This is a genomic window from uncultured Sphingomonas sp., from assembly GCF_913774285.1.
In the GTDB taxonomy this organism is placed as follows: Bacteria; Pseudomonadota; Alphaproteobacteria; order Sphingomonadales; family Sphingomonadaceae; genus Sphingomonas.
In genome coordinates this window covers 109,562-120,868 of the sequence record NZ_CAJYHX010000017.1, presented here as the reverse complement: position 1 = coordinate 120,868, position 11,307 = coordinate 109,562, and the positions used below count along the sequence as shown (strand labels likewise).

The following is an 11,307-nucleotide window of genomic DNA, read 5'->3' as shown; positions in this document are numbered from 1 at the left end:
ATAGCCGATGAAGATCGGCCATGAGAGGGCACAGGAAATGAACAGCGCGCCGGTCGTGACGACCTTGGCGGGCACGTTCCCGATGGCCTTGTTGCCGAACCCCGCAATGGCGGCGGCCAGCAACGGCAGGAAGACGATAGCGAGGATCAACCCGATTACCCCTTCATCCGGTTGACGTCGTCGACCGCGATGGTGCCGCGGCCACGGAAATAGATGACCAGGATCGCCAGACCGATCGCCGATTCACCGGCGGCCACGGTCAGCACGAACATGGCGAAGACCTGCCCCACCAGATCCTGAAGCGCGGCCGAGAAGGCGACGAGGTTCAGGTTCACGGCGAGCAGGATGAGCTCGATCGCCATGAGGATGACGATCAGGTTCTTCCGGTTGAGGAAGATACCCAGCACCCCCATGGTGAACAGGATCGCTGCAACGACCAGATAATGGACGAGACCGATCGTCACAGTTCCACCCCCTGCCCGATGGGCTGATTGATGTTGCGGATCGCCTCATGCGGCTGACGCGCATTCTGCTTGGCGATGTTCTGCGGACGGACGCCGCCCCGCTTGCGATGGGTGAGCACGATCGCGCCGATCATCGCGACGAGCAGGACAAGGCCCGCGCCTTCGAAGATGAACAGATAGCGCGTGTACAGCAGGTTGCCGATCGCCTGGATGTTGGACACCTCGGGCGCGATCGGGGCCGCACGGGCCGCCAGCTGCACGCCGCCGACGCTCCATGCCTGGAACGCGATGATGACCTCGGCCAGCAGGGCGACGGCCAGCGCCAGCCCCAGTGGCAGATAGCGCGCAAAGCCCGCCCGCATCGCCGCGACCTCGATATCGAGCATCATGACGACGAAGAGGAACAAGACCGCGACCGCGCCCACATAGACGATGACGAGCAGCATCGCGATGAACTCGGCCCCGCACAGCACCATGAGGCCCGCGGCGTTGAAAAACGCCAGGATCAGCCACATGACCGAGTGCACCGGATTGCGCGACGCGATCGTGAGCCCTGCGGACACGATCACCACGGTCGCGAAAATATAGAAGGCGATAGCCTGTATCACTGCCTGTCAGGCCCCTTTTCTGTCCGCCCCGAACCGTTGGTCGCGGGCTTTAACGGTACGGCGCATCGGCGGCAAGGTTCGCCGCGATCGCGCTTTCCCAGCGGTCACCGTTATCGAGCAACTTCGACTTGTCGTAGATCAGCTCTTCGCGGGTCTCGGTCGAAAATTCGAAGTTCGGACCTTCGACGATGGCATCCACGGGGCAAGCCTCCTGGCACAGCCCGCAATAGATGCACTTGGTCATGTCGATGTCGTAGCGCGTCGTGCGGCGGCTGCCGTCGTCGCGCGGTTCGGCCTCGATCGTGATCGCCAGCGCCGGGCACACCGCCTCGCACAGCTTGCAGGCAATGCAGCGCTCTTCCCCATTGGGATAGCGGCGCAGCGCATGCTCGCCGCGGAAGCGGGGTGAGAGCGGGTTCTTCTCGTACGGATAGTTGATCGTCGCCTTGGGCTTGAAAAAATACTTCAAGGTCAGGGCATGCGCCTTCACGAACTCCCACAGAGTCCAGGTGCGGACGAAACTTGCGACGCTCATGCGGGCACTCCAACCCGGGTCAGCATGAGGTACCCGGAAACGAGGAAGACGAAGAGAAGCGACAGCGGCAGGAAGATCTTCCAGCCCAGGCGCATCAGCTGGTCATAGCGATAGCGCGGGACCGTGGCCTTCACCCAGCTGAAGCAGAAGAAGAAGATCGACATCTTGATGAAGAGCCAGATGATGCCCGGCACGACATAAAGCGGCGCCCAGTCGAACGGCGGGAGATAGCCGCCCCAGAACAAAGTCGCGTTGAGCGCGCACATCAGGATGACGTTGGCGTACTCGCCGAGCCAGTAGAGCGCGAAGGCCATCGACGAATATTCGGTCTGATAGCCCGCGACCAGCTCCGACTCCGCTTCGGTCAGGTCGAACGGCGCGCGCTGCGTCTCGGCGAGCGACGAGATGAAGAACACGATCGCCATCGGGAAGAGCAGCGGGTTGACGAAGTTGCCGTTGATGAAGCCGTAATAGCCCTTTTGCGCCTCGACGATGGTGCCGAGGTTGAAGGTGCCGGCCCAGAGCACGACCGAGATCAGCACGAAGCCGATCGAGACTTCGTAGCTCACCATCTGCGCGGCCGCGCGGATCGCCGAGTAGAACGGGTACTTCGAGTTGGACGACCAGCCGGCGAGGATGATGCCGTACACGCCCAGCGACGAGGCCGCGAGCACATAGAGCAGGCCGACATTGATGTTCGACAGCGCGACGCCCGCCTGGAACGGCACCACCGCCCACACGATCAACGCGACCGTGAAGGTGATGATCGGCGCGAGCAGAAACAGGCCCTTGTTCGCGCCCGACGGCACGATGGTTTCCTGCAGGAACACCTTCAGACCGTCGGCGAAGGACTGCATCAGGCCGAGCGGACCGACGACGTTCGGGCCGCGGCGCAGCGCCATCGCCGCCCAGATCTTGCGATCGGCATAGATGATCATGGCGACGGCCAGCATCACCGGCAGCGCGATGACGAGGATGTCGATGATCGTGGCGACGGTCCAGGCCAGCTCGTACGGCAGGCCGAGATAGGTGAACCAGGAGGTCATTCTGCGGCCTCTGCGAAATCTTCGCCATGGAGCAGTTCGGCCGAGCAGCGCTGCATCGTCGGCGACGCACGGCAGATGGCGTTGGTGAGATAGAAGTCGGCGACCGGATAGGTCACCGGACCCGAAGCCTGGCTGGCAAGCGAGGGCGGGTTCCACGCGAACTCGGCCAGACCTTCCTGGCCGAGCGCCGGAACCTCGCTCGCCATCGCAGCGCGCAGCTCGTCGAAGCTGTCGAACGGCAGCGTGCGGCCGAGCTTCTCGGAGAGCGCGCGCAGGATCGTCCAGTCCTCGCGTGCCTCGCCCGGTGCGAACACCGCGCGATCGGCGCGCTGTACGCGGCCTTCCAGGTTCACATAGGTGCCCGGCTTCTCGGCATAGGTGGCGCCAGGCAGGATCACATCGGCATGATGTGCGCCCTGGTCGCCATGATGGCCGATATAGACCTTGAAGCTGCCGGCGAACTTCGAGAAGTCCACCTCGTCGGCGCCCAGGAAGAAGGCGAGCTTCGGCGCGGCCGCGACGATGTCGGCAATGCCGCCCTTCTGCGCGTAGCCGAGCATCAGGCCGGCCATCCGCGCCGCCGCGGTGTGGACGACGTTGAAGCCGTTCCATGCCGCCTCGGTCTCGGTCGCGGCGCGCTGGAAGGCACCCGCGATCGCGAGCGCGGCACCATGGCCGTTCTTCAGCGCACCCGGGCCGAGGATCAGCGCCGGCTTCTTGGCATTGTCGATCGCCTGGGCGAGGTTCTCCGGCAGGCTGTTGAGCAGCCCCAGATCGTCGCCCAGCCACTCGACCTTGTAGGTGAGATCCACCTGCGGCCCGATCGCGAACACCTTGGCGCCGCGCTTGATCGCCTTGCGCACGCGGGTGTTCACCAGCGGCGCTTCCCAGCGCAGGTTGGTGCCGACCAGCAGGATCGCATCGGCCTCTTCGAGCGCCGCGATGGTGGTGTTGAACGCCACTGCTGCCAGGCTCGACGTGTCATAGGCCATGCCGGTCTGGCGGCCTTCGAGCAGATCCGAACCGAACGCCTTCACCAGCGCCTTGGCGGCATACATGGTCTCGGCATCGAGCAAGTCGCCGGCGATCGCCGCGACGCTCGAGCCGGCAGTCGCGGCAATGCCCGCGATCGCGTCGAACGCCTCTTCCCACGTCGCCGGGGCCAGCTTGCCGTCCTTGCGAACGAACGGGCGGTCGAGACGGCGGCGGACCAGCGCGTCGACATGGTAACGGGTCTTGTCGTGCGCCCACTCCTCGTTCACGTCCTCGTTGATGCGCGGCAGGACGCGCATCACCTGACGGCCACGGCTGTCGAGGCGGATGTTGGTGCCGACCGCGTCCATCACGTCGATCGACAGGTTCCGCTTGAGCTCCCAAGGGCGATATTCGAACGCGACCGGCTTGTGGGTCAGCGCGCCGACCGGGCACAGGTCAGCGACATTGCCCGAAAGCTCGCTCTTGAACGCCTTTTCGAGATAGGTCGTGATCTGCATGTTCTCGCCGCGATAGATCGCGCCGATATCCTCCACGCCGGCGACTTCCTCGCCGAAGCGGACGCAGCGGGTGCACTGGATGCAGCGGGTCATCACCGTCTTGATGATGGGCCCCATATATTTTTCGGTGACCGCGCGCTTGTTTTCCTCATAGCGCGACTGGCCACGACCGTACGCAACCGACTGGTCCTGCAGGTCGCACTCGCCGCCCTGATCGCAGATCGGGCAATCGAGCGGGTGGTTGATCAGCAGGAATTCCATCACGCCTTCGCGCGCGGCCTTCACCATCGGGCTGTCGGTGCGGACTTCCTGATTGTCGGCGGCCGGCAGCGCGCACGAAGCCTGGGGCTTGGGCGGTCCGGGCTTCACCTCGACCAGGCACATGCGGCAATTGCCGGCGATGCTCAGCCGTTCATGATAGCAGAAACGCGGAATCTCCTTGCCCGCGGCCTCGCAGGCCTGGAGCACGGTGGCGCCCTGCGGCACCTCGACTTCGATTCCGTCAACCTTGAGCTTGGGCATTACTCTGCCGCCTCTTGCATGGTTTCGATGCCGCCCGACTTGCGCTCGGTGATACGGCGCTCGATCTCGGGGCGGAAATGGCGGATCAGGCCCTGGATCGGCCACGCGGCCGCGTCACCCAGGGCGCAGATGGTGTGGCCTTCGACCTGCTTGGTCACCTGCTGCAGCGTGTCAATCTCGCTGATGTCGGCGTCGCCGGTGCGCAACCGCTCCATCACGCGCCACATCCAGCCGGTGCCTTCGCGGCACGGCGTGCACTGGCCGCAGCTCTCATGCTTGTAGAAGTAGGAGAGCCGGCTGATCGCGCGCACGATGTCGGTCGACTTGTCCATCACGATCACGGCGGCGGTGCCGAGGCCCGAGCCGAGCGCGCGCAGACCGTCGAAGTCCATCGGGCAGTCCATGATCTGGGCTGCCGGCACCAGCGGCACCGACGAACCGCCCGGGATCACCGCGAGCAGATTGTCCCAGCCGCCGCGAATGCCGCCGCAATGCTTCTCGATCAGCTCGCGGAACGGGATCGACATGGCCTCTTCGACCACGCAGGGCTTGTTCACATGGCCCGAGATCTGGAAGAGCTTGGTGCCCTTGTTGTTCTCGGCGCCGAAGCTGGCGAACCATTCGGGGCCGCGCCGCAGGATCGTCGGGGCGACCGCGATCGACTCGACATTGTTGACCGTCGTCGGGCAGCCATAGAGGCCGGCACCCGCCGGGAACGGCGGCTTGAGGCGCGGCTGGCCCTTCTTGCCTTCCAGGCTCTCGATCATCGCGGTCTCTTCGCCGCAGATGTACGCGCCGGCGCCGCGATGGACGAAGACGTCGAAGTCATAGCCCGAACCGCAGGCGTTCTTGCCCAGCAGGCCGGCGGCATAGGCCTCGGCGACGGCTGCAAACAGCGTCTCGGCCTCGCGGATATATTCGCCGCGAATGTAGATGTACGCCGCACGCGCCCGCATCGCGAAGCCCGCGACCAGCGCGCCTTCGATCAGCAGATGCGGATCGTGGCGGATGATCTCCCGGTCCTTGCACGAACCCGGCTCGGACTCGTCGGCGTTGATGACGAGGAAGCTCGGACGCTCGGGCGTCGGGTTCTTCGGCATGAAGCTCCACTTCATGCCGGTCGGGAAGCCGGCGCCGCCACGCCCGCGCAGGCCCGAGGCCTTGATGCGGTCGATGATGGTGTCCGGGCCCAGCTCCAGCAGCGCCTTGGTGTTGTCCCACGCGCCGCGCGCACGGGCTGCGTCGAGGTGCCACGACTGGTAGCCGTAGAGATTGGTGAAGATGCGGTCCTTGTCCTGAAGCACCTTAGCGTCCCTTCCCGACCAGCTTCTGTACGAACAGATAGAAGACTACGGCCAGACCGATCAGGACGAGCGTCCCGATCAAGTTAAATGCAAGCTTGAGCACCCAGCCGAGCACGACGATGCCGCCGATGATGGCCAGGATGGTGACGATGAGGCTGTTGCCCCGCATCACCACTCGCTCCGATAATCGTGATTCTCGTTCACCATCGCGGTCAGCGTGGTCGGGCCGCCCAGCGGCTCGACCGTGTGCCGGCCCGGCTCCTGCGTACCCGTCTTCGGGGTCTCGCCCTTGGCCAGCGCGTCGAGGATCGCGAGGGTGCGATCATAATCGAGATCTTCGAAATTGTCGTCGTTGATCTGCACCATCGGCGCCGACGAGCAATTGCCCATGCACTCGACCTCGGTGAGCGTGAACAGCCCGTCCGCGGTGGTGTGGCCCTTCTTCAGCCCGCGCGACTTGCACGCGGCCATCACGTCGTCGCTCCCGCGCAGCATGCACGGCGTCGTGCCGCAGACCTGCACATGGTAGCGGCCGACCGGCACCAGGTTGAACATGGTGTAGAAGGTCGCGACCTCGAACACGCGGATATAGGGCATGTCCAGTTCGCGGGCGACGAACTCGATCACCGGAACCGGAAGCCAGCCCTGCGTGTTCGTCTCGGCACCCACCTGGCGCTGCGCCAGATCGAGGAACGGGATGGTGCACGACATCTGGCGACCCGCCGGATAACGGGCCATGATCTCGCGCGCCTTCTCGGCATTGGCCGGCGTCCAGGCGAAATTGCCCCAGCGCGCGCGCACTTCGGCTTCGTCGGGGAGTTGAGGAGCGTCAGCCATCAGCGGTCACATTCACCGAAAACGATATCCATGGCGCCCAGGATGGCGGTGATGTCCGCCAGCATGTGCCCCTTGGACATGAAGTCCATCGCCTGCAGGTGGCTGAACGCGGTCGGGCGCACCTTGCAGCGATAGGGTTTGTTGGTGCCGTCCGACACCAGATACACGCCGAACTCGCCCTTGGGGCTTTCGGTCGCGACATACACTTCGCCCGCCGGCACGTGATAGCCTTCGGTGAAGAGCTTGAAGTGATGGATCAGTGCTTCCATCGACTGCTTCATCTCGCCGCGCTTCGGCGCGCCGACCTTGCGGTCGAGCGTCAGGACCGGACCTTCCGGCATGTCCTGGATGCACTGCTTGATGATGCGAGCCGACTGGTAGACTTCCTCGACGCGGACCATGAAGCGATCATAGCAATCGCCGCGGGTGCCGACGGGAATCTCGAAGTCGACGCGGTCGTACACGTCATAAGGCTGCGCGCGGCGGATGTCCCACGGGATGCCGGCGGCGCGGATCATCGGGCCGGAGAAGCCCCACTTGATCGCGTCCTCGCGGCTCACCGTCGCGATGTCGACGTTGCGCTGCTTGAAGATGCGGTTCTCGGCGACCAGGCTGATCGCGTCGCCGAACAGCTGCGGCAGGCGCGTGTCGAGCCATTCCGCGATGTCGTTCAGCAGCTTGACCGGCACGTCCTGGCGAACCCCGCCGACGCGGTAATAGTTCGAGTGCATGCGCGCACCCGAGGCCCGCTCGAAGAAGTTCAGGCAGTCCTCGCGGATCTCGAACATCCACAGGTTCGGCGTCATCGCGCCGACGTCCATCACGTGCGAACCGAGGTTCAGCATGTGGTTGCAGATGCGGGTCAGCTCGGCGAACAGCACGCGCAGATACTGGCCGCGCAGCGGCACCTCGAGATCGAGCAGCTTCTCGACCGCGAGCACATAGCTGTGCTCCATCGCCAGCGGCGAGCAGTAATCGAAGCGATCGAAATAAGGCAGCGCCTGGGTGTACGTCTTGTACTCGATCAGCTTCTCGGTGCCGCGGTGGAGCAGGCCGACATGCGGATCAATGCGCTCGATGATCTCGCCGTCCAGTTCGGTGACGAGACGGAGCACGCCGTGCGCCGCGGGATGCTGCGGGCCGAAGTTGATCGTATAGTTCGCGATCGAGGTATCGCCCGTCGCCGGGTCGATATCGCGCTCCATGATCTTGTCGACGGTATCGCTCATTTGTTCTGCCCTTCGCCCTTGGTCGGGACGACGTCCGGATCCTTGGGCTTCTCGCCGGGCTGGTTGCCCGGGTGCGGCTGACCAGCGCCGGTCTGGGCCGGGCTGTCGGTGGTCTTGGTGTCCTTGCCCTGCGCCGGCTCGCTCTTGGCGGCAGCGGTGTCGGCCTTGGCGACCTCGCCTGCCTTGACAGGCGTGGGTGCACCCTTGGCCTCGGGCTGCGGCGCCTTCTCGTCTCCGGGGAGGACGTATTTGGCGCCTTCCCACGGGCTCATGAAGTCGAAGTTGCGGAAGTCCTGCGGCAGATTGACCGGCTCATAGACGACGCGCTTCGCCTCTTCCGAATAGCGCACCTCGACATACCCGGTCATCGGGAAGTCCTTGCGCAGCGGATGGCCCTGGAAACCATAGTCGGTCAGGATGCGGCGGAGATCGTCATTGCCCGAGAACAGCACGCCGTACATGTCGTACACTTCGCGCTCGAGCCAGCCGGCGACCGGCCAGATGTCGGTCACGCTCGGCACCGGCTTTTCCTCGTCGGTGGTGACGCGGACGCGGATCCGGTGGTTCCGGGTGAACGACAGCAGCTGGTAGACGACGTCGAAACGCTCCGCGCGCTGCGGATAGTCGACACCGGCGATCTCGCTGAGCTGCTGATATTCCAGGCCCGGCGTGTCGCGCAGCGCGATCATCGCGTCGCACAGCTTCTCGCGGACGACGGTAAGCGACACCTCGCCCACCGCATCCTTCGCCTCGATCAGCATGTCGCCGAGCGCGGCAGTCGCCGCCTCGATCACGCCGTCATTGGCGGCATAGCGGGGAGCCGGCGCCCTCACCGGTCCAGGCTCCCGATGCGGCGGATCTTCCGCTGCAGCTGCATCACGCCGTAGAGCAGCGCCTCGGCGGTCGGCGGGCAGCCGGGGACGTAGATGTCCACGGGCACCACGCGATCGCAGCCGCGCACGACGCTGTAGCTATAGTGGTAATAGCCGCCGCCATTGGCGCAGCTGCCCATCGAGATCACGTACTTCGGTTCCGACATCTGGTCATAGACCCGGCGCAGCGCCGGAGCCATCTTGTTGCACAGCGTGCCCGCGACGATCATCACGTCCGACTGACGCGGGGAGGCGCGCGGGGCGGCACCGAACCGCTCCATGTCGTAGCGGGGCATGTTGACGTGGATCATCTCCACCGCGCAGCAGGCCAGACCGAAGGTCATCCACCACAGCGACCCGGTACGGGCCCACTGGAACAGCTCCTCGGTGGAGGTGACCAGGAAACCCTTGTCCGAAATCTCGGCATTGATGTCGTTGAGGAAACCGACGTCCGGGAGCGTACCGGCCGGAGGCGCCGACGAAAGCTCTACTCCCATTCCAGGGCTCCCTTCTTCCACGCATAAATCAGGCCGAGCGCCAGCTCGGCAACGAAGATCATCATCGAAATCCAGGCCGTCCAGCCCAGCTTGAACACGCTCACCGCCCACGGATACAGGAAGGCAGCTTCCAAATCGAAGACGATGAACAGGATCGCGACGAGGTAGAAGCGCACGTCGAACTGGCTGCGCGAATCCTCGAAGGCGGGGAAGCCGCACTCATATTCGGTGAGCTTTTCCGGCGACGGCTTGTTCGTGCCGGTGAGGCGCGACACGAGCATCGGCAGGAACACGAACGTGCCCGAGAGCAACAGGGCGATCCCGAGGAATATCAGGATCGGCAGATATTGTGACAGGTCGACCAATGGCCTTCTCTTCTCGCGACTGCGGAATCTTGAGCGGCTTCTAGGACCATGATCCCGGTGCGGCAAGGCCTGGAACCGCTGAGAATCATTCGCAATTGTTAAGCACCGCTGAACGCGTCCGGCGTGGCTTCAGCCAAGCGTATGAATTCGGATGGAATGCGCCGCACCGTCGATCGTTGCTGGAATGAATCGAGCGCCCGGGCTTCCCCCCGGGACAGGGAGCGCGGGCGCATTGATGATCGTGGCCAAGCGCTGGGCGAGGAAGCCGCGTGCCCCCTGCCCCGCCTCGTCGCGAGCGATGATCAGCAGTTTGGCCTCGCCCGGCTCTGCACCCGGCTCGACCCCATAGACCGAGATCGGCGCGCCGCGATGATCGGCGAGGCCACACAAACCCGAATAGTCCTCGACTCGCGAGGAGAGCCCGCGAAACGGCACGACCTCGCGGATCGAATCCAGCGGGGTCGCGAGCAGTCGCGCACCGGTATCGAAGATCAGGAAGGCGTTGTTGCTCGCCGCCCCCTCGCGCGCCGCGACGGTCGTGCGCCCTTCGGCCTGGGCAGGCGCACGACACAGCGCCGCCATCGCCTTGATGGCCGGGTCCGCCCGCACCGCATCGGTATCGAGCACGAGGTTCTGGCCGCCCGCCGGATCGGTGGCGATGCCTGCGAACAACGCGCTTCGCTGAGCAAGCCCCGCCGGAACCGGGCCGAACTTGTCCTCGGGAATGCGGGCGACGCTGCGCACGCTCTCGACGTGCCAGCCGACGAGCTTGTCCGGCGCGATCCGCAGCAGGATCACCGGGCCGGGCGACTCCTCCGGAGTCGCACCGTCGAGGCCCAGCGTCGCGAGCTGGTCGAAGACGCGGACGTCGCGGCCGAGATAATTGACGTTGCGCGCCCAGCCGGGCGCCGGGACCGCGCAGCGGCGCAGGCTGATCGCGGGCGCGGTGCTCTCCACCAGATGGCTGTCGATCGCGATGTCGACCCCGGCGACGGTGACCAGCACGAACGGCCGTGCACGCGAGAGCGCGGCACTGTCGCCCTCGCGCGCATGGCAGCGCACCAGCGGCAGATTGGGCATGGCGAACAGCGCCTCGGGATCGAGGATGCCGACGAGATGCTCCTCGCGGACGAAGGCGCGATCGACAAGCCGCGCCGCCCCGCCCGAGTCGACCAGTTCGCGCACCGCCGACACCGGGACCCGGTACAGGCCGGAGACGGTGTCGATCCGGAGGCCGAGCAGCACGTCGTCCTTGCGGAGGACCACGATCGTGCCGCCCCTACCCGTCCGCTCGCCAAAGCCGAGCAGCACGGTGACGTCGACCACCGGGATGACGTCGCCGCGAACGCCGATCGAGCCGATCAGCGCCGGATGGCTGCCGAAGCACGGCCCCATCGCCGCCGAACACGGTACGACTTCGCGCACCCAGTCTACCGGCACCGCGAGCTCGACCCCGCACAGCCGGAGCAGCCCGAGATCGATATGGCGCCGCCCCGCCTCCCCGACCGGTGCGGTGAGCTCGGTCCCCATGGTCC

At 65.3% G+C, this 11,307-nt stretch carries 13 protein-coding genes; all 13 read right to left on the bottom strand.

All coding sequences use genetic code 11. The features are described 5' to 3' along the window. Nucleotides 1-155: 155 nt before the first annotated feature. The 13 genes from nuoK to QZ670_RS07565 all read right to left on the bottom strand — a co-directional run bounded on the left by nuoK (nt 156) and on the right by QZ670_RS07565 (nt 11,302). Nucleotides 156-458: an NADH-quinone oxidoreductase subunit NuoK gene (gene nuoK, locus QZ670_RS07625; RefSeq protein WP_170170841.1), complete on the bottom strand. Its 303-nt coding sequence runs from the start codon at nt 456-458 to the stop codon at nt 156-158. A 2-nt stretch (nt 459-460) separates the two neighbouring features. Continuing rightward, nucleotides 461-1,072, bottom strand: a complete 612-nt coding sequence (locus tag QZ670_RS07620) for an NADH-quinone oxidoreductase subunit J (protein WP_007404217.1) — start codon at nt 1,070-1,072, stop codon at nt 461-463. A 49-nt stretch (nt 1,073-1,121) separates the two neighbouring features. Next, nucleotides 1,122-1,607, bottom strand: a complete 486-nt coding sequence (gene nuoI / locus QZ670_RS07615) for an NADH-quinone oxidoreductase subunit NuoI (RefSeq protein WP_294253636.1) — start codon at nt 1,605-1,607, stop codon at nt 1,122-1,124. Then, the gene (gene nuoH / locus QZ670_RS07610) at nt 1,604-2,653 is read right to left on the bottom strand and encodes an NADH-quinone oxidoreductase subunit NuoH (RefSeq protein ID WP_294253635.1); all 1,050 of its coding nucleotides are present in this window, start codon (nt 2,651-2,653) and stop codon (nt 1,604-1,606) included. Before nuoH ends, nuoI begins: the two co-directional genes overlap by 4 nt. Continuing rightward, a complete protein-coding gene (gene nuoG, locus QZ670_RS07605) occupies nt 2,650-4,668 on the bottom strand; it encodes an NADH-quinone oxidoreductase subunit NuoG (RefSeq protein ID WP_294253633.1) in 2,019 nt (672 codons plus the stop codon). Before nuoG ends, nuoH begins: the two co-directional genes overlap by 4 nt. Continuing rightward, nucleotides 4,668-5,972 carry an NADH-quinone oxidoreductase subunit NuoF gene (nuoF, locus tag QZ670_RS07600; protein WP_126002192.1) on the bottom strand — a complete coding sequence of 435 codons (1,305 nt, stop codon included), beginning with the start codon at nt 5,970-5,972 and terminating at the stop codon, nt 4,668-4,670. The genes nuoG and nuoF overlap by 1 nt, the downstream gene beginning before the upstream one ends. Nucleotide 5,973: 1 nt before the next feature. Then, nucleotides 5,974-6,141 (bottom strand): hypothetical protein, encoded by a 168-nt coding sequence (locus QZ670_RS07595; RefSeq protein ID WP_157084547.1) that lies wholly within the window; start codon nt 6,139-6,141, stop codon nt 5,974-5,976. Next, nucleotides 6,141-6,809, bottom strand: a complete 669-nt coding sequence (locus tag QZ670_RS07590) for an NAD(P)H-dependent oxidoreductase subunit E (RefSeq protein ID WP_294253626.1) — start codon at nt 6,807-6,809, stop codon at nt 6,141-6,143. Before QZ670_RS07590 ends, QZ670_RS07595 begins: the two co-directional genes overlap by 1 nt. Next, on the bottom strand, nt 6,809-8,038 hold the full coding sequence (locus tag QZ670_RS07585) for an NADH-quinone oxidoreductase subunit D (protein WP_116469531.1): 1,230 nt from the start codon (nt 8,036-8,038) through the stop codon (nt 6,809-6,811). The genes QZ670_RS07590 and QZ670_RS07585 overlap by 1 nt, the downstream gene beginning before the upstream one ends. After that, nucleotides 8,035-8,871 (bottom strand): NADH-quinone oxidoreductase subunit C, encoded by an 837-nt coding sequence (locus QZ670_RS07580; protein ID WP_294253623.1) that lies wholly within the window; start codon nt 8,869-8,871, stop codon nt 8,035-8,037. The genes QZ670_RS07585 and QZ670_RS07580 overlap by 4 nt, the downstream gene beginning before the upstream one ends. Then, nucleotides 8,868-9,407 carry an NADH-quinone oxidoreductase subunit B gene (locus QZ670_RS07575; RefSeq protein ID WP_064312156.1) on the bottom strand — a complete coding sequence of 180 codons (540 nt, stop codon included), beginning with the start codon at nt 9,405-9,407 and terminating at the stop codon, nt 8,868-8,870. The genes QZ670_RS07580 and QZ670_RS07575 overlap by 4 nt, the downstream gene beginning before the upstream one ends. Further along, complete coding sequence (locus tag QZ670_RS07570; protein ID WP_121076778.1) at nt 9,398-9,772, bottom strand: NADH-quinone oxidoreductase subunit A; 375 nt, start codon at nt 9,770-9,772, stop codon at nt 9,398-9,400. The genes QZ670_RS07575 and QZ670_RS07570 overlap by 10 nt, the downstream gene beginning before the upstream one ends. A gap of 129 nt (nt 9,773-9,901) precedes the next feature. Continuing rightward, nucleotides 9,902-11,302 (bottom strand): chemotaxis protein CheW, encoded by a 1,401-nt coding sequence (locus tag QZ670_RS07565; RefSeq protein ID WP_294253619.1) that lies wholly within the window; start codon nt 11,300-11,302, stop codon nt 9,902-9,904. Nucleotides 11,303-11,307: the final 5 nt, after the last annotated feature.